This window comes from Acetobacteraceae bacterium (assembly GCA_004843165.1).
Classification (GTDB): Bacteria; Pseudomonadota; Alphaproteobacteria; order Acetobacterales; family Acetobacteraceae.
Genome location: CP039459.1, coordinates 112277 through 136953, shown reverse-complemented (window position 1 = coordinate 136953; position 24677 = coordinate 112277). Strand labels below are relative to the sequence as shown.

General features: G+C 41.0%; 24 protein-coding genes, 2 tRNA genes and 1 other RNA gene. 17 read left to right on the top strand and 10 right to left on the bottom strand.

Translation table 11 applies throughout. From position 1 onward, the window contains the following. From mraZ to zwf, 3 genes are all read right to left on the bottom strand, one after another. Nucleotides 1–468 carry a division/cell wall cluster transcriptional repressor MraZ gene (gene mraZ, locus FAI41_00665; GenBank protein QCE32217.1) on the bottom strand — a complete coding sequence of 156 codons (468 nt, stop codon included), beginning with the start codon at nt 466–468 and terminating at the stop codon, nt 1–3. Nucleotides 469–703: 235 nt separating this feature from the next. Then, nucleotides 704–1108: RNase P RNA component class A (gene rnpB, locus FAI41_00660), an RNA gene on the bottom strand. Between the two features lie 95 nt (nt 1109–1203). Further along, on the bottom strand, nt 1204–2643 hold the full coding sequence (gene zwf / locus FAI41_00655) for a glucose-6-phosphate dehydrogenase (GenBank protein ID QCE32216.1): 1440 nt from the start codon (nt 2641–2643) through the stop codon (nt 1204–1206). Between the two features lie 168 nt (nt 2644–2811). On the opposite strand from zwf, the gene FAI41_00650 reads away from it, so the two are divergent. Beyond that, nucleotides 2812–3084, top strand: a complete 273-nt coding sequence (locus tag FAI41_00650; GenBank protein ID QCE32215.1) for a DUF2312 domain-containing protein — start codon at nt 2812–2814, stop codon at nt 3082–3084. Between the two features lie 26 nt (nt 3085–3110). Here the strand turns inward: FAI41_00650 and obgE are convergent, their stop codons facing one another. The 3 genes from obgE to rplU form a co-directional block, all read right to left on the bottom strand. Continuing rightward, on the bottom strand, nt 3111–4157 hold the full coding sequence (obgE, locus tag FAI41_00645) for a GTPase ObgE (protein ID QCE32214.1): 1047 nt from the start codon (nt 4155–4157) through the stop codon (nt 3111–3113). A gap of 107 nt (nt 4158–4264) precedes the next feature. Continuing rightward, nucleotides 4265–4525: a 50S ribosomal protein L27 gene (locus FAI41_00640; GenBank protein QCE32213.1), complete on the bottom strand. Its 261-nt coding sequence runs from the start codon at nt 4523–4525 to the stop codon at nt 4265–4267. Nucleotides 4526–4556: 31 nt separating this feature from the next. Beyond that, nucleotides 4557–4871: a 50S ribosomal protein L21 gene (gene rplU / locus FAI41_00635; protein ID QCE32212.1), complete on the bottom strand. Its 315-nt coding sequence runs from the start codon at nt 4869–4871 to the stop codon at nt 4557–4559. A 211-nt stretch (nt 4872–5082) separates the two neighbouring features. Between rplU and FAI41_00630 the strand changes: the two genes are divergently transcribed. Next, nucleotides 5083–5173: transfer RNA gene (locus FAI41_00630), tRNA-Ser, on the top strand. Nucleotides 5174–5722: 549 nt separating this feature from the next. On the opposite strand, the gene FAI41_00625 is transcribed toward FAI41_00630, so the two are convergent. Next, the gene (locus tag FAI41_00625) at nt 5723–5956 is read right to left on the bottom strand and encodes a hypothetical protein (GenBank protein QCE32211.1); all 234 of its coding nucleotides are present in this window, start codon (nt 5954–5956) and stop codon (nt 5723–5725) included. Nucleotides 5957–6371: 415 nt separating this feature from the next. Between FAI41_00625 and FAI41_00620 the strand changes: the two genes are divergently transcribed. From FAI41_00620 to FAI41_00610, 3 genes are read left to right on the top strand one after another with little or no spacing between them, the layout of a single operon-like run. Continuing rightward, the gene (locus FAI41_00620) at nt 6372–7622 is read left to right on the top strand and encodes a pyridoxal phosphate-dependent aminotransferase (protein QCE32210.1); all 1251 of its coding nucleotides are present in this window, start codon (nt 6372–6374) and stop codon (nt 7620–7622) included. Nucleotides 7623–7631: 9 nt separating this feature from the next. After that, nucleotides 7632–8186, top strand: coding sequence for an isochorismatase family protein (locus tag FAI41_00615; protein ID QCE32209.1), 555 nt, complete (start codon nt 7632–7634; stop codon nt 8184–8186). Continuing rightward, entirely contained in the window at nt 8183–8698 is a 516-nt protein-coding gene (locus tag FAI41_00610; protein QCE32208.1) for a hypothetical protein, read from the top strand. Before FAI41_00615 ends, FAI41_00610 begins: the two co-directional genes overlap by 4 nt. Here the strand turns inward: FAI41_00610 and FAI41_00605 are convergent. Further along, the gene (locus FAI41_00605) at nt 8648–11401 is read right to left on the bottom strand and encodes a phosphoenolpyruvate carboxylase (GenBank protein ID QCE32207.1); all 2754 of its coding nucleotides are present in this window, start codon (nt 11399–11401) and stop codon (nt 8648–8650) included. The genes FAI41_00610 and FAI41_00605 overlap by 51 nt on opposite strands. A 165-nt stretch (nt 11402–11566) precedes the next feature. Between FAI41_00605 and FAI41_00600 the strand changes: the two genes are divergently transcribed. The 8 genes from FAI41_00600 to FAI41_00565 all read left to right on the top strand — a co-directional run bounded on the left by FAI41_00600 (nt 11567) and on the right by FAI41_00565 (nt 18705). After that, nucleotides 11567–12649, top strand: a complete 1083-nt coding sequence (locus tag FAI41_00600) for a DUF445 family protein (GenBank protein ID QCE32206.1) — start codon at nt 11567–11569, stop codon at nt 12647–12649. Between the two features lie 166 nt (nt 12650–12815). Beyond that, a complete protein-coding gene (locus tag FAI41_00595; protein ID QCE32205.1) occupies nt 12816–13241 on the top strand; it encodes an Rrf2 family transcriptional regulator in 426 nt (141 codons plus the stop codon). Continuing rightward, complete coding sequence (gene sufB / locus FAI41_00590; protein QCE32204.1) at nt 13238–14704, top strand: Fe-S cluster assembly protein SufB; 1467 nt, start codon at nt 13238–13240, stop codon at nt 14702–14704. The genes FAI41_00595 and sufB overlap by 4 nt, the downstream gene beginning before the upstream one ends. A gap of 8 nt (nt 14705–14712) precedes the next feature. Continuing rightward, a complete protein-coding gene (gene sufC, locus FAI41_00585) occupies nt 14713–15516 on the top strand; it encodes a Fe-S cluster assembly ATPase SufC (GenBank protein QCE33742.1) in 804 nt (267 codons plus the stop codon). Beyond that, the gene (locus FAI41_00580) at nt 15516–16754 is read left to right on the top strand and encodes a SufD family Fe-S cluster assembly protein (protein QCE32203.1); all 1239 of its coding nucleotides are present in this window, start codon (nt 15516–15518) and stop codon (nt 16752–16754) included. Before sufC ends, FAI41_00580 begins: the two co-directional genes overlap by 1 nt. Continuing rightward, nucleotides 16754–17998: a cysteine desulfurase gene (locus FAI41_00575; GenBank protein ID QCE32202.1), complete on the top strand. Its 1245-nt coding sequence runs from the start codon at nt 16754–16756 to the stop codon at nt 17996–17998. Before FAI41_00580 ends, FAI41_00575 begins: the two co-directional genes overlap by 1 nt. Continuing rightward, nucleotides 17995–18351 (top strand): SUF system Fe-S cluster assembly protein, encoded by a 357-nt coding sequence (locus FAI41_00570; GenBank protein QCE32201.1) that lies wholly within the window; start codon nt 17995–17997, stop codon nt 18349–18351. The genes FAI41_00575 and FAI41_00570 overlap by 4 nt, the downstream gene beginning before the upstream one ends. Before the next feature lie 18 nt (nt 18352–18369). Beyond that, nucleotides 18370–18705: an iron-sulfur cluster assembly accessory protein gene (locus FAI41_00565; protein QCE32200.1), complete on the top strand. Its 336-nt coding sequence runs from the start codon at nt 18370–18372 to the stop codon at nt 18703–18705. Here the strand turns inward: FAI41_00565 and FAI41_00560 are convergent. Together FAI41_00560 and FAI41_00555 are read right to left on the bottom strand one after the other, a co-directional pair. Beyond that, complete coding sequence (locus tag FAI41_00560) at nt 18702–20078, bottom strand: DEAD/DEAH box helicase (protein QCE32199.1); 1377 nt, start codon at nt 20076–20078, stop codon at nt 18702–18704. The two genes, FAI41_00565 and FAI41_00560, sit on opposite strands and share 4 nt — an antisense overlap. A 90-nt stretch (nt 20079–20168) precedes the next feature. Beyond that, a complete protein-coding gene (locus FAI41_00555; protein ID QCE32198.1) occupies nt 20169–20615 on the bottom strand; it encodes a hypothetical protein in 447 nt (148 codons plus the stop codon). Nucleotides 20616–20872: 257 nt separating this feature from the next. On the opposite strand from FAI41_00555, the gene FAI41_00550 reads away from it, so the two are divergent. The 4 genes from FAI41_00550 to clpX all read left to right on the top strand — a co-directional run bounded on the left by FAI41_00550 (nt 20873) and on the right by clpX (nt 24631). Then, nucleotides 20873–20957, top strand: a tRNA-Leu gene (locus FAI41_00550). A gap of 183 nt (nt 20958–21140) precedes the next feature. Then, nucleotides 21141–22526 (top strand): trigger factor, encoded by a 1386-nt coding sequence (locus FAI41_00545; GenBank protein ID QCE32197.1) that lies wholly within the window; start codon nt 21141–21143, stop codon nt 22524–22526. Between the two features lie 147 nt (nt 22527–22673). Next, complete coding sequence (locus FAI41_00540) at nt 22674–23285, top strand: ATP-dependent Clp protease proteolytic subunit (GenBank protein QCE33741.1); 612 nt, start codon at nt 22674–22676, stop codon at nt 23283–23285. A gap of 83 nt (nt 23286–23368) precedes the next feature. Continuing rightward, complete coding sequence (clpX, locus tag FAI41_00535) at nt 23369–24631, top strand: ATP-dependent Clp protease ATP-binding subunit ClpX (GenBank protein QCE32196.1); 1263 nt, start codon at nt 23369–23371, stop codon at nt 24629–24631. The last annotated feature ends 46 nt before the right edge of the window (nt 24632–24677 follow it).

The window sequence follows — 24677 nt, the reverse complement described above, 5'->3', positions numbered from 1 at the left end:
TTAAACCGCCCTTTCTTCTGAAGTTTTGCGATTACGGAGGGTGAGAGTCTTGGCTCTTAAATGCGCTTCTTTTTGACGTTTAAGCGCCTCTTCGGGATGCCAAATCTGAAAAATGCGTCCTAGTCCCATGAAGGTGACTTCTTTTTCTAAATTTGCATGACGTTGGAGGGATTCCGGAATAATAATACGACCTTCTTTGTCGCTATCTAAAGGATAGGCCTCAGCATAAAGGCTTGTAGAAAGATCTTCATGCTCTTCGGAGAAGGGATCATAATTAGCCAATGGAGTCATCTGAGAAAAGAAACGTTCTGAAGTCCATGCCTCAATACAAGAATGGAGATGGGAAGGGCGTAAAATCATGAGAGACTGACCTGAAATAGCATGTTGTTTTAAGACAGCACGAAAGGATGCAGGAATTGATATCCGCCCTTTTGCGTCAAAACGATTACAATGCGTTCCAAGAAACATGCTTTTTGAGAGCCTCGTTAGCCCATGCCCAGGCAACCATTGCCTAGTGCCCCACCTTTTTATGGGATAACATGGGATTTTATGGGAAGTCAAACCACTAATAGGCTATAAACGGCAGGTAACAGCTAAAAATACACCTTATATAAAAGGGGTGTTTAAAATCAGGCATAAAAAAACCGCTACGATGAGCGGTCAAAAAATTTAGTGTTGTAAAAAAGAATCATTTTTTAAAAAAAGAGTCAGATAGTCTATAAGCCGGGTTTTGTCCGTTCGTAAAGAACGAAGCGACTATTCATCTTGGAGCAATATTGCTATTGCCCTCACGCGACCAACCCGAAAGAGGGGCAGGAATACCCCCGACCTCTCATCAAAAGATGGAGATCTATCTTTCCTATTAGGTCTTGCACCCGACGGGGTTTACCCTGCCAACTCTGTTACCAGAGTTGCGTTGCGCTCTTACCGCACCGTTTCACCCTTATCTGTATAGTAATAAATAATAAACAGACGGTCTATTTTCTGTGGCACTATCCCTAGAGTTGCCTCTGCCGGCCGTTAACCGGCGTCGTATTCCTGTGGAGCCCGGACTTTCCTCTATAAAGTGAAATAAATTCCATTTTACAGCAGCCGCTCAACTATCTGACTTCCCCCTCTTATTTAGAGAAAAAAAGAGATTTTACAAGCAAAAAATTAAGCGCTAACTCTTTTTAAGAGGGGAAATAATTTACGATGAGAGACCTAAGTCTTGTTTACCTCTGAAAAGCGAGGAATAGAACTGCCAGCGGGGTAGTAAAGTAGTTCCGGCACATTCTTTTCCCAAGATTTAAGAATAGGCTCAATCCATTTCCAAGCGGCATCAACTTCCTGACGATGAACAAAGAGGCTTTGGTCGCCTCTTGCAATTGCCATCAAAAGAGTTTCATAGGAGCTTGGGGTACGCACACCAGCAGGTGGAGAGTAGCTTCCTTCTAGGAGAAGGGGTCTAAGGCCATCTGTATTTTGTGAAAAGCCGATAGAGCGAACATTTAGCTCGAGGGTAATATCATTGGTGTCTTGTAAATCAAGCTTCATTTCGTTGGCTGGCGCATTTGGAAAAAGCGCAACATCGTTATGAAAAGTGATTTTTATATCGGTTCTCTTCTCATTCATTCTTTTGCCTGTTTTGAGGCAAAAACTTGTCCCTTTCCAGCGAGGTAAATCCAATTTTACACGAATGGCAGCAAAAGTTTCCGTTTGACTCTCTCTACCAAGCTCGGTGGCATAAGAGGGGGCTGCACGACCTTCAGCCGTTCCCTCAATATATTGTCCACGAATGGAGTTTGTTTTGATCTCCTCTTCCGTAAGGGGAATAAGCGATTTAAAAATAGAAATTTTCTCATTACGAATATCATCGCCACTTAAGGATTTTGGACGGTCAATGGTGCAGAGAGATAAAACCTGAAGCAAATGGTTTTGGATCATATCACGTGCGGCACCAGACGTGTCATAATAAGAGGCACGGGATTCTAGGCCGACTGTCTCACTGGCTGTGATCTCGATATTTTTGATATATTTACTTGACCAGATGGCATCAATCAGCGGATTAGAAAAGCGGAATTGCAAAATATTCTGTGTAGATTCCTTGCCAAGATAATGGTCGATGCGGAAAATTTTGTCTTCATCAAAATATTTACCAACGGCCTCATTAATGGCATTTGCACTTTTACCGTCTCTTCCAATGGGCTTTTCCATCACGGCACGGCTATTCGCAGAAATGAGTTTGTGAAGGGAAAGATTTTCACTAATAGGTTCGAAAAGGGAAGGTGCTGTAGAGAAATAGAAAATACGGTTTTTCTCAAAGCTAGTATCTGAGAGCCGATCAGCAAGGGATTCCCATCCTTTGTGATCGGAATGGATAATGTCAATGCCGGTGTAATAGAGAATTTTTAAGAAATGTTCGATTGTTTGCGGATTACGTGCAGACGCAGGATAGAATTTTAAAAGCGCTTTTTTAGCTTCTTCCCGATATTGTGCAGTCGTCATTTCCATGCGAGAGGTGGCAATAATCCTAGAATGTTCAGGGATATCATTGTCTTGGAACTGACGGAAAAGTGCAGGAAGAAGTTTTCGAAGGGCAAGATCTCCAGTGCCACCAAAAATGACAAGGTCGAAGGGGGCGACATGGGAAAACGGAGGCATAAGCAAATTCCAAATTCTAAATGTGGAAGATGAATAGAAGGCAAACCTTCTTTTCTGAAATGTTTAAGGCTTTTTTTAAATGTTATAGTTTGCTCTAATTAAGGTAACAAATAACGCATAATTCTGCTAATAAGAAGCAGAATTTTATACGGGTTGGAGTTAAGAATTATGGACGTATTAAATAACAGCGAAAATCAGGGCTCAGATGTTGGAGGTGTCGCTGCAGATCGCCTGCGTTCAATTATTGAGCGTGTTGAACGTCTTGAGGAGGAAAAAAAATCTCTTTCAGAAGATATTAAAGATATTTTTTCTGAAGCAAAATCAGAAGGATTTGATGTTAAGGTGATTCGAACCATTATCCGCATGCGCAAACAACCGCCTGCGGAAGTTGAAGAGCAGGAAAATCTTCTTGATTTATATCGCCATGCCCTGGGAATGTAATGACCTCTTTTTCAAAAAAGGGGGATTTATTCCCCCTGTTTCTCATCGTCATTTAAATCTGAGTTTAATTTTTCCTGCGCTTTGAAGTCATCGACTTTGCTTTGCAGTTTATAAAGAAGAGGCTGGACATTTAGACCTGTTGCCGCAGAAATTGTATAAATTTCTTGTCCTGTCTCTTCTTCAAGTTCTTTTTTAATCTCTTCGAGCTCTTCTTCTAAAATTGAATCACATTTATTGAGGGCAATAATCTCTTCTTTTTGCGCAAGATTTTGAGCATAAGCCTCAAGCTCATGGCGAATAAGTTTCCAGCTTTCCAGCGGATTTGGCTCTGTCACATCAATAAGGTGAACTAAAATAGCGCAGCGTTCCACATGGCCAAGGAAGCGATCGCCAAGACCGTTGCCTTCACTGGCACCTTCAATAAGACCAGGAATGTCCGCCATCACAAAACTTTGATTCATATCTGTACGAACAAGTCCTAATTGCGGATGAAGGGTAGTAAAGGGATAATTCGCAATTTTCGGCTTTGCCCGAGAAGAGGCAGAGAGGAGAGTAGATTTTCCGGCATTTGGCAGACCAACTAAGCCGACATCGGCTAAGAGTTTAAGGCGTAACCAAACCCATTTTTCTTCACCAGGATAACCTTTATCTGCCCTACGGGGAGCACGGTTGGTACTGGATTTGAAATGCGCATTTCCATGTCCGCCATCACCGCCACGGCAAAGGAAGAGTGTTTGACCTTCCTCTGTCAAATCAGCAATGAGGGTTTCCCTGTCTTCTTCCAAAATTTGTGTGCCAACAGGTACTTTAATAATGACATCCTCAGCCGCCTTTCCTGTGCGGTCAGAGCCTGCGCCATTACCGCCTTTTCTGGCTTTAAAATGCTGAGTGTATCGGAAATCAATCAGGGTGTTGAGATTAGCGACAGCTTTGAAAATAATGTCACCGCCACGACCGCCATTGCCGCCATCAGGGCCACCATATTCGATATATTTTTCACGACGGAAGCCGACAACACCATCTCCGCCATCGCCAGAACGGACATAAATTTTAGCTTGATCCAAGAATTTCATGGGAAATTTTCCAGATAGAAGTTCGTTTTGGGGAAAGGGAGAATAAAAAAGCCGGCCTCTAACATATAGCTAGGGGAGACCGGCTTTAGAATGCTTTTCAGGAAAGCTTAGGCAGCGCCTGCAATAACAGAAGCGTGCACTTTACCTTCTTTTTTGCGTTGGAAAGCAACTTGGCCATCGACCAAAGCAAAAAGAGTGTGGTCTTTACCAACACCAACATTTTTACCGGCAGCAATTTTTGTGCCACGCTGACGAACGATGATGTTGCCAGCAACAACAACCTGACCGCCGAATTTCTTAACGCCTAGTCGTTTACCCGCACTATCGCGTCCGTTACGACTGGAACCACCTGCTTTTTTTTGTGCCATGAGGGGAACTCCTTAAAAGATGCTAAATGAATTAGCCTAAATTGATGTCTTTGATTCTCAACACAGTTGTGTGCTGACGATGACCGTTTTTGCGGCGGCTATTTTGACGGCGGCGCTTTTTGAAAACGATGATTTTCTTTAAACGGTCTTGGCCTAGAATTTCTGCGGTAACGCTAGCGGATTCAATAACAGGGGCGCCAATTTTTAGGTCTGATCCTTCGCCTGCCATAAGCACGTCTTTTAATGTGACGGTGCTGCCAGCTTCACCTTCGATTTTTTCGATTTTAACAACATCACCAGGCTGAACGCGATATTGTTTTCCACCTGTGCGGATCACAGCAAACATAATATTTCCTTAAAAATTAAGGGAAAGAAAACCGCCGAAATTAAGGCAATCAACTTCCTTCTTTTGATTATTGGCCAAATCTATCAAGACAGATTCAGCGATATTTAGTTGGGACTTTATTTTTTTTTCGTAAAAAGGTCAAGATTATACTAAAATCTTTTGCTTTCTTTTAAACGGAAAGGTAAGAAGGAAAAACAAAGACCCTCATTGCGGAGAGGTGCCAGAGCGGTCGAATGGGGCGGTCTCGAAAACCGTTGTGCCCCTTTGGGGTACCGAGGGTTCGAATCCCTCCCTCTCCGCCAATTTCCATATAAAATTTCTTGCTTTGAGGCCTCGTAACCCTCGAGACTTTGCTGTGAGCTCCTGTTTATAAGTTATGCGGTATCAATTTATGTTGTTTTTTATTGGTTTTATGCCCGTTAACAGCGTTGACACAGGTTGTCCCATCCATTTCTTGTGGTTGGGAGTGTGTCTGAATAAAAAACCTCTCGAGGAAATAGGGTATTCGGTATAAGTTTCGCTGTTACGAGACTCCTGACCTTCCAATTATGGGGGAAGATCGCATTTTCATGCTGGGGGATAAATGGTAAATAAGAATATAGTAAAAAATAAGCATATTCATTTGGAGTAGGATAAGAATGCCCAGAGTCAGCTTATGGAAATTGTTGAATCTTTTAAAAAACCGACAAGAAGTTATCTCCTTGAGCAGCTTTTTCTGCGGGAATAGATTGAACGGCTCAATAAATTGCGTTTTATTCTAAAAAATCGTGCAATCGAATTTATTGAGACCTCCAAAAGTAGCATTCTTATTTTAGACGTAGAGTCGTGACAGGTTAGTCTATTTCTCCCTCTTACATAGATAAGAAGAAATCAAAATAATCTTTAGAATATTGCGCCTGACTTTCTTTCGATAATAGGATTTTAGAAGCACATTGGTTCCCATTTAAAAAAGCATTTTCTCGTGCAAGAGGGGTTCTGCTGAGCCCATCATTTTCGGAATTCTCTAAGCCTTTTAGAATTTCTTTTTGCCTATCTGAGAGAGTGGATGAAGGACTTATTTTTCCAAGACATTTAAGTTCAATCATATCAACATCCTTGTGGGCAATTTTTTCGAAGTTTTTAGGGAGTTCGTTTGGGGCATTTTTCAGAAGGGATAGGATAAAAACGTTGTATCCTAGTGCATATATCTGGCATCTATTTAGATTTAGAATGGAGTTATAAGAGAGAACATCTACACTCTGAAAAAGAGATAAGGTCATAAAAAGAGATAAGGTCATAGGATGTATCTCAGGTGTTCTGAGCGAGATTTTCTCTAGCTCTGCTTCCTTTTCTTTTTTATCCTTACATCCTAATAGGGGTGAGGTAATGAGGGTAAGGCTAAATATAAGAATAATATATTTTTTCATATGTATTAACTCTTGCTAATGCTTAACTTCGTGTAAAGTATTCACTTCGAAACATACTCTATGAATATACATTCTGTGATGGGAAGCCCTCTCCATGAAATCCATTAAAAAATCTGCCAAATTATCGCATGTGCTTTATGATATTCGAGGGCCGATTATGGATAGGGCCAAGCAGATGGAGGATGAGGGACAGCGTCTCATTAAGCTCAATATCGGCAATCTTGCGCCATTTGGCTTTGAAGTGCCTGAGGAAATCCAGCGGGATATGATTTTAAATCTTCCAAATTCCGCAGGTTATTCGGACAGCAAGGGGATTTTTGCGGCTCGTAAAGCCGTGATGCATTATGCCCAGCAGAAAAACATCCAAAATGTCACTTTAGACGATATTTATTTGGGCAATGGCGCATCTGATCTGATTTCGATTGCGACAAATGCGCTTTTAGATGAGGGGGATGAACTTCTTATTCCCATGCCGGATTATCCTTTATGGACAGCGGTGACGAGCTTATCAGGCGGTAAGCCTGTCCATTATCTCTGTGATGAAGAAAAGGGCTGGATACCGGATTTAAAAGATATACGCTCTAAAATTACCTCTCATACAAAAGGGATTGTCGTTATTAATCCCAATAATCCGACAGGGGTTTTATATCCAAAAGAAGTCCTTGAAGTCCTCATCGAGATTGCAAGAGAATTTAATCTCGTACTTTTTGCTGATGAGGTTTATGACAAGGTACTTTATGAGGGGGCAGAACATTTAGCGCTTGCATCGCTTTCAACCGATGTTTTGACCTTAACATTTAACTCCCTTTCTAAAAGCTATCGTGCCTGTGGGTATCGTGCAGGCTGGATGATCGTTTCGGGCAATAAGAAACAAGCAACGGATTATATTGAGGGGCTAAATATGCTTTCCAATATGCGTCTTTGCGCAAATGTGCCGGGGCAGTGGGCGATTCAAACCGCTTTAGGCGGCTATCAAAGTATCAATGATTTGGTTGCTGAAGGGGGACGTTTACGTCGTCAACGTGATCTCGCCTATGAATTGATTACAGCCATACCAGGTGTTTCCTGCGTAAAGCCGCAAGCGGCGCTTTATATGTTTCCAAAACTTGATCCGGAGATATATCCGATTGAAGATGATCGAAAATTTTTTCTAAAGCTTTTAGAGGAAACACGTGTCATGTTGGTTCAGGGAACAGGATTTAACTGGCATCAGCCGGATCATTTTCGCATTGTCTTCTTACCGCATGAGGCGGATCTTCGAGATGCGATTGGACGGATAGCCCGTTTCTTGGAAAATTATCGCAATCAATATGCCAGGAAAAAGGCCATTCCTTCAAAAAAATAGGTGGTTTTAATGTCAGACAAAAAAGCACTTCTTGTTGTTGATATGCAAAATGATTTTATGCCGAGTGGTACTTTGCCAGTGCCAAAGGCAGATCAAATTATTCCATTCATCAATCAAGCTCTAAACTCGCCTGAATATGATTTTAAAGTTGCTTCAAAAGATGCACATCCGCAAAATCATATTTCTTTTCAAGAACATGGCGGAAAATGGAAGTCTCATTGTGTTAAGGGGACAAAAGGTGCTGAATTCTCACAAGGATTAGAGAATGATAAATTTGATTTTGTGATTGAAAAAGGCTCTCTGGTGACAGAGGAGGGATATTCTGCCTTTTATAATGCACCAAACCAACCAACAAAACTTTTGTCTTTCTTAAAAGAAAATCATCTGACGGCGCTTTATATTTGTGGGGTTGCCTTAGAGGTTTGCGTTAAGGCGACGATTGAAGATGCTTTACATCATGGTTTTAAGGTTTTTGTGCTGAGAGATATGATTAAAGCGATAGAGGCAGATAAAGCCTGTCACATTTACAAAAATTTAGCGGCAAAAGGCGCAGTTATTTTATGAAAAAATATTTCTTTTTATCCTTATTTGCGGCTGGAGCTTGCTTTCAAATTCCTGTTGCAACGGCACAAAATGTTCAAAATGATTGGCAGAATATTACAGAAAAAACACCCTCTGGAGATCTTTGTGGATTAGAGACAAAGGGATTGCCGTTTACCTTTTCGTTGTATCAGGGGCAAGGGTTATTTTTGCTTCGTTTGACAGATCCGAGCTGGGGCATGGGGGGTGATATGTCACCGCAGGTCACGTTAAAGATTGGTGATTATCAAAATAGTTTTTTGTTTAAATCGCATCACTTAACAACCATAGAGAGCATTATTCCAGCGTTGGAAATGGCGAAAATAGAGGCTGCCTTGGGAAATGCCAAAACAGCCTCATTTTCTTTTAACGGCTTAGAGCCAAATATTTTTTCTCTTGAAAAAATTGGCGATAAAGTCTCTGCCTTTCAAAATTGTGCCTTGGGATTATCCAAAGGCACCGTTAGCATGCTGAATGGCAACGCCGCACTCTCTTAAAAGATTAAAACATTTCTCGATTGGGTCGATGATATTCTCATTTTCACGTCGGAACCCTTGGCTATTGGTTACTTCACCTTTTTCACCAAAATCGAGATGTGTATTTTCTATCGGAGATTTTGGAAAGAGGGAACGTAGCTTTTTTAGGAGATTAGGAATATCCAGCAACAGGGTCATTTCTGTCACTGTTTCACGTGTAAACCCATCTTGTGGCCCGAAATAAGGAACTTGCGTTCCTAAGATCCAAATTTTCTTAATCAAAGCAATACGAATAGCATGAATGATTTTCTCTTCTTTTTGCATATGTGGAATCTTAGAGCAGGCGCTATCTAAAGAAATATAATCTCTTTGTAAGCGTCTGAAGGTCGCAGAAGCATCTTTCCACACATTAAGCTCTTCTAAACCGCTGGCAATAGCGAGATAGCGATTGCGTAAATGGCGGTCATTTTGAGAATGTTCCGCATAGGCGAGCCAGAGTCCCGGATCTAAAAGCGCTGTAATGCCTCTTAGAACATCAAGATCAGAATGGGCTAAGGCCTGTTCTGCAAAATCAATGAGTAAACGAAACCGAGGAGAGGTTAATTGAAAGGCCTGAAAAGCCTCTGGATGGCGTTGTGCCGCAGCGCCTAATCCGTGAATAATATTTGCCCACCAACCAAGCTGTAAAAGAATAGCATTATTTGGAATAGCTCTTAATTGTCGAGGAGAGCTTATTTTGGGTGATCTTCCAGAAGATTGGCGTGAAGCAGCACGAGAGCCTGTCGCATCAATAAGAGAGCTGCCAAATGTTCCTAAAAGTGCAGCATATCCTGGATCTTGAATAAGGTCGGCCATACTTCGGGCAATGGTTGCAAAGAAATCACCAATGATTGTGCCGTTTCGCTCAATTGGATCAATAATCTCTTGAGGATCTTTCTTAAGCGAAGGATAGGCAAAATGAACAATCGTTGAGACAGCATTGACAGAGAGTAATTCTGAGCCAAAGAGCAAATAGCCATCTGCGCCCTGAAAGGCATTTTCTGTCCGAATATGTAAATTCTTTTCCTGCCATTTCTTTTTAAGGGACGGGGGAGAAAAATAACTGAGACGGTCATGGAGTGATTTTGGATGTGCGCCACGACCAATACTTTCCCCATGCGTATCGAAAAAGACCAGCTCTGTCTCTTGAAGCGCATATTCTTCTAAAAGCTCAGCGGCACGTAATTTTAGACGTGTCGTGAGAGGGGTTGCGGCGAGTTGTCCAACGTAACGTCCGGAATCGGAGTAGCCAAACTGCAGGCAGAGTTTACCGTTAGTTTGGATATAATTACGCCAATGGGGAGAGTTAAACGCTTCTTCTAAAATAGCGCCGCCATTTTCTAAGGCTGTTTCAGTTTCGAAGAGCGGAGATATTTCAATTTTACGGTCATCAATGCCAAAGAAACGTGCGAGCCATAAAGCCGCCAACAAGGTATAGCCGCTTTCTGTTTCCGCAATAAGGAAACGAATAGGGGAATCCTGATCAATATGTTTGAGAATTTGCGCCATTGTCATCATCATTCTAGCGGCAACACTGGGTTCCCCAAGAATAGAGCCAAGATTGACAGGAACAGGTGAAAGGTTACTGAGCGCATTGTTTAGATGGTCAATGAGAACACGGCGATGCGAAGGGATCGCCGGATCATCTGAGAGGCCAAGACGTGTGCGAGCAATATTATAAAGCTGGGCGGCGTTAATACGGGCTTGCATGAGGCCAAGCCCTAAACCGTGGGAAAGAAAAGACGCTTTCCAGCTTTGAAGTTTTTCTTTTTCCGCTTGAGGCAAGGCTTTTGAAAGAACCTCAAAGAAAGGGGTAAGTTCTTTGGCTTTTCGTAAGCTTTTTGCACTGACAAAAGTTAAGGCTTTAGAAAATTCTTGAATTTCCTCAATGGAAGGGGTTTCGCCTTTATTACCTTTTGGGCAGGCTGAAATTTGCGCATCTAATGCTGTCAAAGCATCTTGTAAACGCTGTATAAAATCTTCTTTTTCTTTATTTTCTGTAGAAAGAGAGGAAATTTGTTTTAATAAACGTTCAATTTGCGCCTTTTTAAGAAGAAGGCGATAGCTAAGGGCATCCCACCAGCCAATATCGTTGCGTCCGTCAATGTCAAATCCTACCCATGTTGCAAAAAGTAACGGAGAGGGTAAAAATTCTTTTTGTATAGAGGTTTTTTGATCTGCTTTGCGGATGAGGGCAAGATTTAATGAATCTAATGCATCTCTTCCCCGTGAGATTGCCGTTAAAGAAAGCCTTTCTTCCTCAGGAAGTGTTGGCGGTGCATCCCGGCGATCGCTCTTTCTCTTGATAGGCTCTAAAGAAGGTGTTTCTGCCATCGCAGCAAGCTCTTCGTAAACATCATCTTTGAGTGCAAAGGTTGGATGTGCTGTAAAAACGGCAGAAACCCTTGCGGTTTCGAGCTGTTTTAGAGAGTGTGTATTTTGGAGCAGGAAGTCAGCGGTCTCTTCGAGGAGGCGGTGCGTCTCCGTCTGCGTATTGTTTTTATTTTTACTGTAAGAACGCAGTTTCTGCGCACGGATTTTCTTTTGCTGATCTCTAAAATCTCGGATAAGCGCCTCAATCTTAGAGGTTCCGTCAGGAGATTGCAGACTTTCAAAAGAAATGTCGCACGCTTCTGTGAAGGTCGCACTGTTAAGGAGTGCTTGTTTAAGATCAGGTAAGGTCATAGTCTCTTTAGTTAAAATAAAAGATTAACAGACAAGGTTGCATTTAGATTTAACGTTTAATGCGATAAGATTTTAGCAGATTTTTTTATTTTTGGCACCTTAATCATTTCTCGCCACTGTGTTTTTTCTCAGAAGGTGCGTGTAAATGTAGGTAAAGGCAGTATTTTGTTTAAGCAGAAACCAACTCCGAATTTCTTTGCGAATTTTTTACTTATTCTCCTATTTGCTTTTTCTATTCTTACTTTGTGTTTGCCGGTACCGCAGACGGAAATAGGAAATATTTTACTGAAAATTGTTCAAGGAGGATGCCTGGGTGGCTTAGGGGGAGCTCTTGCGGATTGGTACGCCGTGACAGCTCTTTTTAAAAAGCCTTTTGGTCTTCCTTTGCCGCATACAAATATTATTGCCCGTAATAAAGATAAGATTGCTGATAAGATTGCCCATTTTGTGGTTGTGGAATTTCTTAATGAGGCGGAAATGATTGCGCTGCTTCAGAAATTAGAGATCGGGAAAAGGGTTAATCAGAAGATTTTTCAAATGCTTTTTTCTAAGAAGAAAACAGGAGAAGCTTTTGATCTTAAGGGGCAAAAGGCGAGTATTGCTCTGGCAAAAGCCTATCTTTTAGAAGATGTTCTTTTGAGCGCAGAAAATATTTCTTTATTAGGGCGATTGTTACGGATGAATCTTGAAAAACATGAAGATAAGATCATTTCTTACGTTGAGCAGCGTGTAAAAGAACAAGGTGGTTCATTCTTGGGGTGGGCTGTTGGCAATTCAATTGGCCGCCGTGTTGTTGGCGCTTTGGAGGGGGAGCTTAAAAAGATAGACTTAAATGATCCTGTTTTTTTAGAAAAATGGTCTCAATATAAGCAGCGTTTTTTAAAATCTTTTCAAGAGAGAAAACAGGAGAAGGGAGAAGGATTAAGGGCTGCACCTTCAGTTTGGGAAAAGAAAAAAGCGTCTTTGGAAGAGATTTTTATAGAATGTTCTGAAATGGTCTCGTTTGAGAGCATGATTGAAACTTATCTTTCTGACTATATGACTCGGCATTTGCCGGAGATACGAAACCATTCTTTTATATTTTTGCAATCTGTTATGAAAAAATGGGGCGGCGTTGAAATTTCAAAACGTTTAGAGCAAGCTGTCGGCAGTGACTTAGCCTATATTCGTGTAAATGGTGCTTTGGTCGGATTCCTTACCTCAGCCTTTATTGAAGGAGGTATTCTTGCGTTTAAAATGCTTTTTTAAGGGCAAGGACATTTAACCTTCTCTATTTCCTTGTACATATAGGACTAAAATAGTATTTTATTAATAACGTTGGAAAATAAAGAAATTTATTTTGTTTTATGGTAAGAGCGTAGCCACGCTTATAGATAGAGCTACAACTTAATATATTTATGGAACACTTTAGATAATGTTAAGACCTTCTAAACTTGTCGATTATGCTGCTGTTATTTTGGTAATTTTGGCTAAGCGGGGAAAAATGGCAACAGGAGCGGAATTGGCAGCAGATGCATCAATTTCTCTTCCAACAACAGCAAAATTACTCAAGGCTCTTGCATCAGCTGGATTAATAGAATCTCGACGAGGGGCCTGCGGTGGCTATCTTCTCTCTACGCCATTAAAAAATATTTCCGTAAAAGATGTGATTAAAATTATTGATGGTCCAATCAATCTGGTTTCTTGCTGTCGTGACGGAGAATGTCCGCGCGATCAGGCATGTCCTTTGGTTGGTTGTTGGGATGGTCTGAATCAAAGAATGCTTAAATTATTTTCAGAAGTAAGTATTGAGGAACTCGCAAGCCATTCTTGCATCGATACAAAGGGGGAAGAGTTATGAGTACAGCATCTTCATTTACCGCTCAAAGTGAATCCTACGAATGGGGATTTGAAACTGAAATCGAAACAGATTATGCCCCCAAAGGTCTTAATGAAGACACTATTCGGTTTATCTCTAAAGGGAAGCAAGAACCAGAATGGATGCTTGAATGGCGCTTGAAGGCTTTTCGTCTTTGGCAAACGATGAAAGAGCCGCATTGGGCACGTCTTAAATATAAACCTGTTGATTACCAAGATATTCACTATTTTGCGAAGCCAAAGACAAAAGAAGGGCCAAAATCTTTAGATGAGGTTGACCCGGAACTTTTACGCACTTATGAAAAATTGGGTATTCCGCTTAGAGAGCAGGAAATTTTAGCAGGTGTTGAGGGGGGGGATAAACGTCCACGTGTTGCTGTTGATGCTGTTTTTGACAGTGTTTCTGTTGCGACAACCTTTCAAAAAGAGCTGAAAAAAGCAGGGGTGATTTTTTGTCCAATTTCGAAAGCTATTCAGGAGTATCCCGACTTAATAAAGCAGTATCTTGGGAAGGTTGTGCCGCAGGGGGATAATTTCTTTAGTGCGCTCAACTCCGCTGTTTTTACAGATGGTTCCTTCGTTTACGTGCCGAAGGGCGTAAGATGCCCTATGGAGCTTTCAACTTACTTCCGTATCAATGCAAAAAATACAGGGCAGTTTGAACGGACTTTGATTATTGCAGATGCAGGAGCGCAGGTTTCTTATTTAGAAGGTTGTACGGCACCTCAAAGAGATGAAAATCAGCTTCATGCTGCGGTGGTTGAACTGATTGCGCATGATGATGCTTTTATTAAATATTCAACAGTTCAGAATTGGTATCCCGGTGATGAGAATGGCAAGGGTGGCATTTATAATTTTGTAACCAAACGTGGTTTGGCCAAAGGAAAACGCTCTCGTATTTCTTGGACACAAGTGGAGACAGGTTCTGCCATTACGTGGAAATATCCTTCTTGCATTTTAGCAGGAGAGGAAAGCCGTGGAGACTTCCATTCAGTTGCAGTAACAAATCGTTATCAACAGGCGGATACCGGCACAAAAATGATTCATTTAGGCCCAAGAAGCCGCTCAACCATTATTGCAAAAACAATTTCTGCTGGGCATTCTGACAGTACTTATCGTGGGCGTGTTCGTATGGATCGCCGTGCGGACGGTGCCAGAAACTTTACGCAGTGTGACTCTTTACTTGTTGGGTCGAATTGTGGTGCGCACACTATTCCTTATATCGAAGGGCGCAATCAAAAAGCGCAAGTTGAGCATGAGGCAACAACCTCTAAAATTTCCGATGAGCAGTTATTTTATTGTCGGGCAAGAGGTTTCTCTGAGGAAGAGGCAATTGGTTTAATTGTTAATGGCTTCTGCCGAGAAGTTCTCCAGGAGTTGCCAATGGAATTCGCTGTTGAAGCTCAGAAATTATTACAGCTAAGTTTAGAAGGAAGCGTTGGATGAGCGATGAAATGATAAATAAATCGGTATTTCCCGCAAAAGGAGAGTTGGTTCTTAAGGATCTGCAAGTCTCCTTTAAAGATGATAGTGATGATGATCAAAAAACACGTGAAATTTTACATGGTATTGATTTGCATGTGCCAGCAGGTGAAGTTCATGTGCTTATGGGGCCAAACGGTTCTGGAAAATCAACGCTTTCTAATGTGCTTTCTGGAAATCCACGTTATGAAATTACGGGAGGGAAAGCCTCTTTGGGCGGCATAGATCTTTTAGATTTACCACCGGAAAAACGTGTCGCTGCAGGTTTGTTTATGGCTTTTCAGGCTCCTATTGAACTGCCTGGGGTGAGTAATGCGTCTTTTCTACGAGCGGCGGTGAGTGCGGTTCGTAAAGAGCGTGGTTTAGCAGAGATCTCCCCCGTTGATTTTTTAAAGCTCGTGCGTAAAGAGATGAAAGATCTCGGAATGTCTCAAGAAATGCTTAAGCGTGGTGTGAACGCTGATTTTTCAGGTGGAGAGAAAAAACGTAACGAAGTTTTACAGATGCGTTTACTTCAACCAAGCTTTGCTATTCTAGATGAGACGGATAGCGGTCTTGATGTTGATGCGCTTCGAATTATTGCTGATGGCATTAATAAATTAAAGGCACCTGATTTTTCTGCGCTTATCGTGACGCATCATCATGCTTTATTGGAATATACCCAACCGACAAAGGTTCATGTTCTCGTAAAAGGGAAAATTGTACAGTCGGGTGGTATGGAATTGGCAGAGTATATCCAGAAAGAGGGCTATAAAGCCTTTTTGGAAGGTCGATAATGAATGATTTTTCAGAAAATTGGCAGCAACTACGTTTAAGAGCTGGTGACCGAGCCGATCTTTTGGGAAATGCTTGGCCAACAAAAAAGCAAGAAGCCTATCATTATGCTTCTCTATCTTCCTTAGATAAAACAAAGTGGAAAAAAGCACCTTCTTTGAGTGAAAAGGATCTTAAAGAAAAAATAACGGCCTTATCTCTTCCTGAGGTTAATAATCGTTTGGTTTTTTCAAATGGATATTTTATGCCTAGCCTTTCTTTTTTAGGAGATGGTGGAAATTGGCAGATCAAGAAAAATGTCCTTGAAGAAGGGTGTGAAAAACTTTCTTTTGAAGAGCGTTTAAATCTTTCTTTAGGGGAGGAGAAAATTTCTCTAAAAATCCCCTTCCTTAAAGCCAGTCAGTCCCTACAGATTCTCTTTTTAAATGAAGGGGAAAATATTTCTCTTCATTCAGCAGTGGATTTTGAAGTTTCTGAAAATCAGAAAATTTCTGTTTTTGAAGTACATGCAGGAGAAGGGCATTTTTTAGAAAATAATCTCATTCATGTAAAATCCTCAAAATCTTCACATATTTCTTGGGTAAAAGCCCAGTTTTCTGGATCAAAAACAGCCTCTCTTTCCCATACATATTTTGATTTGGCGGAGGGCGCAAAGGCAAGTTGGACGCTTCTCGCAAAGGGAAATCTTTTTGAGAGAGAAGTCTTTCGGGCTGTTTTAGCTGATGAGAATGCTGTTTTGGAGGCGAATGGTTTACAGCTTGTAGGAAAAGATCAGCTTGCCGATTTCAATATTTCCGTTGCACATGAGGCAAATCACACCTTTTCCCAGCAATCTTTTAAAGCGCTTGCTATTGAAAATGGTCATGCCATTTTTCAAGGAAAATCGGCCATTTCTAAGCGTGGGAATAAAAGTGAAGCCCATCAAAAATCAGATGCGCTTTTACTCTCAGATAGAGCTATTTTTGATGTTAAGCCGGAGCTTGAAATTTTTGCAGATGATGTGAAATGTACGCATGGTGCAACTGTTGGCGCCCTTGAAGAGCAGGATATTTTTTATCTTCGTGCAAGGGGAATTGCTTTAGATGAGGCAAAGCGTCTTCTTTTGTTCTCTTTTGTGAAAGATATTTTAGACCATATTTCGGACGAAAATATCCATCTTTGGGTGCAGGATTATGTCTTTCCTTTTTTAGATTTTGAAAAAGAGGAAATATTTCATATAGAACAGGAAGGAAAGCACTGATGACATCTAGATTTTCAACTGAATCTATTGAGCATGTTCAAAAGATACGCCAACATTTTCCTATTCTTTCCCAGCAGGTTAATAACCATCCTTTTGTTTTTCTAGATAGTGCCGCCTCAGCGCAAAAGCCAGAAATGGTTTTGGATATTATTGAGGAGATGGGAAAGCATTGCTATGCAAATATCCATCGTGGCCTCTATCAAATGAGCGAGCGTACCAGTGCGGCTTTTGAAGCTGTGCGAGGACAGGTTGCGAATTTTATTGGCCGAGATGATCCTCGTGAGATCGTTTTTACCCGAAATAGTACTGAAGCTTTTAATCTGCTAGCGCATACTTTTGGCGAAACAATTCCTTTAGGAAAAGCCATCGTGATCAGCGAACTGGAGCATCATGCCAATATCGTCCCATGGTTGATGTTGCGTGATCGAAGGAAAATTGAAATTCGTGTTGCTCCCATCACGGATGATGGCGATATTGATATGGAAGCTTATGCAAAGCTTTTCGAGGATGGAAAAGTTGCGCTGGCTTCTATAACGCATATGTCCAATGTCTTAGGAACTGCAACACCGGCCCGCCAATTAGCAGATATTGCGCATAAAGCAGGCGCAAAAATTTGTTTTGATGTTTCTCAGTCTATTGTACATAGCAATCTAAATGTTGAAGAGATTGGTGCGGATTTCATCACTTTTACAGGTCACAAGCTCTATGGTCCAACAGGTGTTGGTGTCCTTTGGGGAAAATATGACATTCTGCAATCGCTGCCACCTTTTATGGGAGGCGGTGACATGATTAAGAATGTCAGTTTTGAAAAGGCGACTTGGGCAGATGCCCCTCATCGTTTTGAAGCTGGAACACCTGCTATTTTAGAAGTGATTGCACTAGGCGCTGCTTTACGTTTTGTCTCTCAAGATGAAATGAAACATCGTTTTACTTTTGAAAAAAAATTAACATCTTATGCGATAGATATTTTAAAAAATATCGAAGGCGTGCGGATTTTAGGGGCACCTAAAGAAAGAGGCCCTGTGATTTCTTTCTTGATGGAAGGGGCACATCCACACGATATTGCTCTTTTACTAGATCAGTCAGGCATTGCTGTTAGAGCAGGGCAACATTGTGCAGAACCATTAATGCACCGTCTTGGTATTCATGGCAGTGTCCGGGCAAGTTTCGGTGCCTATACGCTTCCAGAAGAAATTGATGTTTTTGCGGATTCCTTGGTAAAAATAAGGAAAATTTTAACTTGAACACTCAATATGATGATTCTGAAGAATCTCCTAATCCCTCATCTTCCCATTATGTGGATGAGGAAGCGGTTATTGAGGCTATTTCAGAGGTTTACGATCCTGAAATTCCTGTAAATGTTTATGATTTAGGTTTGATTTATGCGATTGACTTGCATGATGATGGACGTGTGATTGTAGAAATGTCTTTAACAGCGCCTAATTGTCCAAGCGCACAAGAACTCCCAGAAATGATAAGGGATTCTGTAGCCACTGTTAAAAATGTCACAAATGTTGAGGTTAAAGTTGTTTGGGACCCGCCTTGGGAGATGAGTCGTATGAGTGATGCTGCTAGGTTGGCATTGAATTTATTTTAAGGGATTATTGGAAATCAAATGTCAGAAAAAAACCTTTTTAATTTAACAGAATCTGCTGCGGCAAGACTTGCATATCTTTATAAGAATGAAGAGAAGGGGCGTATTCTTCGCCTTTCCGTGAATTCAAAAGGATGTTCCGGACATTCTTATCAATTAGATTTCGTTGAGGCTCCCCTCGAGGGGGATGAGGAATTTTCGAGTAATGGTGTTAAGTTTTTAGTTGATCCTGCCGCATTTTTATATGTTGCAGGAACTGTAATGGATTACCGTAAAGGCTTGTTGGAATCTGGATTTGTTTTTGAAAATCCAAATGAAAAGGGTCGTTGCGGATGTGGTAAGAGTTTCTCTGCTTAGAGCGCAGAGATTCTTAGAAAAGCCGGTAAAGTATCGTCATCTGTGCTAAAGGACTTAAAAGTCTGTTCGGCACGTAAGAAAGAAGGTGTTATTTCTTCATCCGCAAGGGTAGAAGGTAACACTTCTTTTTTGGATGGTTTTGAAGTATTTTTACGAGCTGTTTTTTTCTCTACGACAGAAGGTTTTTCAGTAATCTTTTCAGGGATTGTTTCTTTTTCAGAAGGGGACTTGGATTCTTCTTTTGAAGTGTCAGAAGAATGCTTAATAAGCTTAATTTCTTTTTCTGTAAGTTTATTAATCTCTTCTAAGAGAGGCATATCTTGTTCACAAAGAAGGCTTTTTGCCCATCCTTTTCTTCCTGCCCTTCCTGTCCGACCAATACGGTGAACATAATCTTCAGGGTTACGGGGAAGATCGTAATTGTAAACATGAGACAACTCATCAACATCAATGCCACGGGCAGCGACATCTGAGCAAATGAGAAGCGGAATATCACCATTTCTAAATTGTTCAAGCGTTTTAAAACGTAGATCCTGTGATAAATCTCCATGTAAAGCGCCAAGAGAGAAGCCATGTTTTTGCAAAAGTCTTTCCAGATTTTTGACTTCTTTTTTTTGATTACAAAAGACGAGGGCGCTGACAGGCTTATCCGTCTCTAAAAGCTGCCGCAGAAAACGTGTCTTGGCGCTTTTATTAGATAGAAGATAGGCTGTTTCCTCAATCGTTTTTGCCTTAGAGGAGGGACGTGAAACTGTAATCTCTTCCGGATTGTTCAAGAAGTTACCTGCGAGTTTCCGGATATCTGATGTCATTGTTGCCGATAAGAAAATGGTCTGACGATTTTTTGGTAAAAATCGAACAATTTTTTCAATATCGGGAATAAAGCCCATATCAAGCATACGGTCTGCTTCATCCACAATCAAAATCTTTGTTTGCGTAAGTAAAAGAGCGCCACGCTCAAAAAGGTCAAGTAAACGGCCAGGTGTGGCGACAACGATATCAACACCTTTAGAGAGCTTTTCTTTTTGAACCCCCATAGACTCGCCACCGATAAGGAGTGCATGGGAAAGGGGAAGATATTTGCCGTATTCTGTAAGATTTTTTGAAACTTGAAGGGCTAATTCACGTGTTGGCTCTAGGATAAGCGCGCGTGGCATGCGTGCACGTGCACGACCAGAAGCAAGCTGATGCAACATAGGCAAAACAAAAGCTGCTGTCTTACCTGTTCCTGTTTGTGCAATTCCTAAAACATCTCTTCCATCTAAAAAATGTGGAATTGTAATAGATTGAATAGGGGTAGGGATAGTATGCCCTAAATCATCAAGGGCTTTAAGGAGCTCAGATTTTAGCTTAAGAGCGTGAAAATTAGTCATAATGTGTAAAGGTAATGTCCTAGATTGAAACAAAAATTACTCTACATAGCCCAGGCTATAAATTGAGAAATTGTACAAATGCTCCAAATTTTAAATTAACTCTCTAAAGGCACCGGCGCATGTCGCGACAATCCCAATAAAAGCCATCAGAAGTGTGATATTACGAATGCGTACAAGAGATTTTGGCTGCATACGAAGCGCACGTTTTAATTCTCTCAAAGGAGAGAAATAAGCCCAAAGAAAGAGGCCTGTCATCAATACCCAGCACAGCATCATTATGTGATAAATCGGCGAAGGGGTAGCCCCCATATTGCATAATAAAGCAACGCCAGAAATCGCAGAAAGTGGCATGACATGCCATAATGTTCGGTAATAACGTGAATAAAGTTGAAATCTTAAGGAAAGATTATGAACACCTAATAAAGAACGATCTGTAACGAGATCAGAGCGCCAGACAGACAGCCCCCCGCCAACCCAATAGGCCATACAAAGGAGATGGATAGCTAAAACCGTGCTCCACAGCATTCCTGTGATCATATCAATAATATCTTTCTTAAATATTGCTTACAGATTTATAATAAACCTGCAAATATAACAGATTTTATTTTAGTTCTTTGAAAGATATACTCTGTTTAGAAGATAAAATGAAGACTCTAAAGAAAAGTTTATTTAGAACTGTTCGAATAAGGCTGAAACTATTTTTTCAAAAAAAATATCTTTTTGAAAAATAAGGGCTTGTCTTTTTTTTTAGGGAAGGCTATTGATTGCCTTGTTCAGTACTTCAGTACACATCAGCGGATGTGGTGAAATTGGTAGACACGCCAGATTTAGGTTCTGGTGGCGCAAGCTGTGGGGGTTCAAGTCCCTCCATCCGCACCATTCTCTTCAAGAAAAAAATATTTTCTTTGGAAAATCAAAAGATTTTTATGTCTTTTGATCTTTTTGTGCTGTGATGGCTTTTAATTTATTTCTTTCATCTTATCTATGGCTAGCGGGAATTATTACGCTCTGCTATGTTTCCGTGATAAATTTTAAAAGGGTCCAGAAGGAATTTTATTGGATATGAAAATTACACCTGTAGCTGAAAAAGAGAATCTGATTGAGAAATTTACGGTTACTATTTCAAATGAAGATTGTGAAGTTAGAGTTAAAGAATCTCTTCAGAAATATGGCGCGGACCTAAAGCTTCCAGGGTTTCGTCCAGGTAAGGTTCCTCTTTCTATTGTTAAGCAACGTTTTGGTCAGTCTGCACAGCATGAGGCTGTTGATGCTTTAATTCAAAAAGCGTGGGAAGAAATTCTTAAAGAGAATGATTTCCGTCCTGCAGGACAGCCAAAAGTGAAGTTAATTTCTTTTCCTTTCGCCGGAGAAGGTGAGGAAGCAGACGCTTCGAAAGAACTTTCTTTTGAGATTGAAGTCAGTGTTTTGCCTGAAATTAAAATTCCAGATGTTTCAGACATTAAATTAACACGTCATGTCAGTAAAATTTCTGATGATTCTGTTGAGAAAGCACTTAAAGAAGTTTCTGAGCAATCTCGTTTCCCAAAAGAACTTGAAGAAAAACGCCCTTCAGAAGAGGGGGATATTGTTCGTGTCGATTTCTTAGGCAAAAAGGATGGTACCCCTTTTGAGGGCGGAGCAGGTAAAGGCGTTGATGTTGAACTCGGCGGTGCAGGTTTTATCCCAGGGTTTGCTGAACAAATGGTCGGTATGTCTGCCGGAGAGAAGAAAGTTATTAATGTTACTTTCCCCAAAGATTATCAGGCAGAAGAGCTTGCAGGGAAAGAAGTTACTTTTGATATTGATCTTCTCGCAATCATGGTGCCAACGACTTATCCTGTCGGTGAGGAGCTTGCTAAGGCTGCCGGTTTTGAAAATCTAGATAAGCTCAAAGAAGATATTCGTACACGTCTAGAGGCAGAAGCTAAGGAGCTTTCTAATCTTTCTCTTAAGCGTGACATGCTTGATGCGCTTATTGGTAAAGTGGATTTCGAAATTTCAGATGAAATGGTTGAATCTGAATTCAATCAAATTTGGAGCCATTTGCAGCAAGAGAGATCTGCTGGACGCATTGATCCTTCTGAGGCACTAAAAGATGAAGATACTCTCAAGACAGAATATCGTGCCATTGCAAAGCGACGTGTCAGCTTAGGTCTATTGCTTTCTGAAATTGCTCAAAAAGAAAAGATGGAAGTCTCCCAAGAGGAATTGATGGGTGCACTTCAAGCAGAGATCGCACGTTTTCCGGGGCAAGAACAAAAAGTTCTACAGTATTTCTTAGGCAATGAAGGTTCTATGAATGCTTTGAAAGGCCCAATCCTTGAAGGAAAAGTCATGGACTTCCTTTTGGAGAAAGTGGAAATTTCTGAAGATGAAATTGAGATGGAAGCGCTTGCAAAGCTGGTTAGCGAAGGTGAAACCCAGCAATTTGGCATTAGAGCGGAGTAATTTTAAACGTTAATTAAGTCCAACTTTTGTCCGCTTGTTGGATTAAGAACTGTTTTCTTAACTTTTGGGAGAGAGATTTCCCAAAAGTTAAGTTTTTAAGTAAAGCGGGGGAGGTGTAGGGTGTTTTCTTCACAATTTGGAAAAGATATATCGGCAAGTTCTTTAATACCGATGGTTGTTGAGCAAACGCCACGTGGAGAGCGTGCGTTTGATATTTATTCACGTCTATTACAAGAGCGTATTATTTTTCTGACAGGGCCTGTTTACGATCAGGTTGCCTCTGTCTTGTGTGCGCAGCTTTTGTACCTAGAAAGTGTAAATCCTAAAAAAGAGATTTCTTTTTATATTAATAGCCCAGGTGGTGTTGTAAGCGCCGGCTTGGCAATTTATGATACAATGCAGTATATTCGTGCGCCTGTTAGTACCGTTTGCATAGGGCAGGCTGCCTCTATGGGGTCCTTGCTACTTGCCGCAGGTGAAGCGGGACGTCGTTTCTGCCTCCCTAATTCTCGTGTTATGGTGCATCAACCTTCTGGCGGCGCTCAGGGGCAGGCTTCTGATATTGAGATTCAGGCGCAAGAAATTTTAGAAATTAGACGCCGTCTCAATGATATTTATCACTTCCATACAGGGCGTTCTGTTGCTGAAATTGAAGAGGCGTTGGAGCGGGATCGTTATCTTTCTGCAGAAGAAGCGAAGTCCTTTGGTCTTGTAGATGAAGTGGTTAAGCGCCACATACAGGATGGGGAAGAGAAATAATTTGTAAATTTTTATAAAATTTACTGTTACAATTTTCTTCAAAGATTATTTGAAGAGATTGATAAGTTGGCGAAAGAATTTGAATGAACGAGAAATCATCTTCATCTGATAAGGTTTTGTATTGCTCTTTCTGTGGAAAGTCTCAGACAGCGGTTAAGAAACTTATTGCAGGACCTACGGTATTTATCTGTAATGAATGTGTGGAATTGTGTGGGGATATTATCCGTCAAGAACGCAAAGACGGGAAAATTGCGACCGACACAGATGAAATTCCAGTTCCACAGGAAATATTTAAAATCTTAAATGATTATGTGATTGACCAAAATCATGCAAAGAAGGCGCTTTCTGTTGCGGTTTATAATCATTATAAACGTTTAGAATCTCTTCAGATAGACGATGATGTTGAAATTTCGAAATCTAATATTCTTCTGGTGGGCCCAACAGGATCAGGTAAGACACTTTTAGCGCAAACACTCGCTAGAATTCTAAACGTTCCTTTTGCAATGGCGGATGCAACCACATTGACTGAGGCTGGTTATGTTGGCGAGGATGTCGAAACTATTGTCTTGAAGTTGTTGCAAGCGGCAGATTATGATGTCGAAAAAGCGCAACGTGGAATTATCTATATTGATGAGATTGATAAGATTACACGCAAATCTGATAATCCTTCGATCACCCGTGATGTTTCTGGAGAAGGCGTTCAGCAAGCGCTTCTAAAATTGATGGAGGGGACGGTTGCCTCTGTTCCTAAAAATGGCGGCAGAAAACATCCTCAACAAGAATTTGTACAAGTTGATACGACGAATGTTTTATTCATTTGCGGAGGGGCGTTCGCGGGGTTGAGTAAAATTATTGAAGCGCGAGGTCGTGGTACGGTTATGGGCTTTGGTGCAGATGTGCGATCTGCGGATGAGCAAAAGTTAGGGGATCTTCTGAGAGATCTTGAGCCTGAAGACTTGATGAAATATGGCTTAATTCCTGAATTTATTGGCCGCTTACCTGTCATTGCAACGTTAGATGATCTCGATAAAAAAGCGCTTGTACGTATCTTGGCAGAGCCTAAAAATGCTTTGGTGAAGCAATATGCACGTCTTTTTGAGATGGAGAATACAAAGCTTACTTTTAATTCTGAGGCTTTAGACGAAATTGCAGAACGTGCCATTAAAAGAAAAACAGGGGCAAGGGGTTTACGCTCTATTCTAGAGGAAGTTTTGCTTGATACGATGTTTGACTTGCCAAGTCGAAGAGACATCGCTGAAGTTAAAATTACAAAAGACGTTATTCAAGGATCTGCTTCTCCACAATATATTCAGGCAGAAAAGATTTCTTCAAATGAAGCTGCCTAGTTCCTTTTAGGAAAAAGCAGTGTGCAATAAAATATTGATTTGTTCT

Excerpts from the sequence above, each read along its gene's own strand:
- FAI41_00615 (QCE32209.1), top strand. The coding sequence starts at position 7,632 with ATGTCAGACAAAAAAGCACTTCTTGTTGTTGATATGCAAAATGATTTT.
- FAI41_00565 (QCE32200.1), top strand. The coding sequence starts at position 18,370 with ATGTCAGAAAAAAACCTTTTTAATTTAACAGAATCTGCTGCGGCAAGA.
- FAI41_00605 (QCE32207.1), bottom strand. The coding sequence starts at position 11,401 with ATGACCTTACCTGATCTTAAACAAGCACTCCTTAACAGTGCGACCTTC.
- FAI41_00580 (QCE32203.1), top strand. The coding sequence starts at position 15,516 with ATGAATGATTTTTCAGAAAATTGGCAGCAACTACGTTTAAGAGCTGGT.
- zwf (QCE32216.1), bottom strand. The coding sequence starts at position 2,643 with ATGCCTCCGTTTTCCCATGTCGCCCCCTTCGACCTTGTCATTTTTGGT.
- FAI41_00610 (QCE32208.1), top strand. The coding sequence starts at position 8,183 with ATGAAAAAATATTTCTTTTTATCCTTATTTGCGGCTGGAGCTTGCTTT.
- FAI41_00650 (QCE32215.1), top strand. The coding sequence starts at position 2,812 with ATGGACGTATTAAATAACAGCGAAAATCAGGGCTCAGATGTTGGAGGT.
- obgE (QCE32214.1), bottom strand. The coding sequence starts at position 4,157 with ATGAAATTCTTGGATCAAGCTAAAATTTATGTCCGTTCTGGCGATGGC.
- FAI41_00575 (QCE32202.1), top strand. The coding sequence starts at position 16,754 with ATGACATCTAGATTTTCAACTGAATCTATTGAGCATGTTCAAAAGATA.
- FAI41_00620 (QCE32210.1), top strand. The coding sequence starts at position 6,372 with ATGAAATCCATTAAAAAATCTGCCAAATTATCGCATGTGCTTTATGAT.
- rplU (QCE32212.1), bottom strand. The coding sequence starts at position 4,871 with ATGTTTGCTGTGATCCGCACAGGTGGAAAACAATATCGCGTTCAGCCT.
- FAI41_00545 (QCE32197.1), top strand. The coding sequence starts at position 21,141 with ATGAAAATTACACCTGTAGCTGAAAAAGAGAATCTGATTGAGAAATTT.
- mraZ (QCE32217.1), bottom strand. The coding sequence starts at position 468 with ATGTTTCTTGGAACGCATTGTAATCGTTTTGACGCAAAAGGGCGGATA.
- FAI41_00560 (QCE32199.1), bottom strand. The coding sequence starts at position 20,078 with ATGACTAATTTTCACGCTCTTAAGCTAAAATCTGAGCTCCTTAAAGCC.
- FAI41_00640 (QCE32213.1), bottom strand. The coding sequence starts at position 4,525 with ATGGCACAAAAAAAAGCAGGTGGTTCCAGTCGTAACGGACGCGATAGT.
- sufC (QCE33742.1), top strand. The coding sequence starts at position 14,713 with ATGATAAATAAATCGGTATTTCCCGCAAAAGGAGAGTTGGTTCTTAAG.
- FAI41_00555 (QCE32198.1), bottom strand. The coding sequence starts at position 20,615 with ATGATCACAGGAATGCTGTGGAGCACGGTTTTAGCTATCCATCTCCTT.
- FAI41_00625 (QCE32211.1), bottom strand. The coding sequence starts at position 5,956 with ATGATTGAACTTAAATGTCTTGGAAAAATAAGTCCTTCATCCACTCTC.
- sufB (QCE32204.1), top strand. The coding sequence starts at position 13,238 with ATGAGTACAGCATCTTCATTTACCGCTCAAAGTGAATCCTACGAATGG.
- FAI41_00595 (QCE32205.1), top strand. The coding sequence starts at position 12,816 with ATGTTAAGACCTTCTAAACTTGTCGATTATGCTGCTGTTATTTTGGTA.
- clpX (QCE32196.1), top strand. The coding sequence starts at position 23,369 with ATGAACGAGAAATCATCTTCATCTGATAAGGTTTTGTATTGCTCTTTC.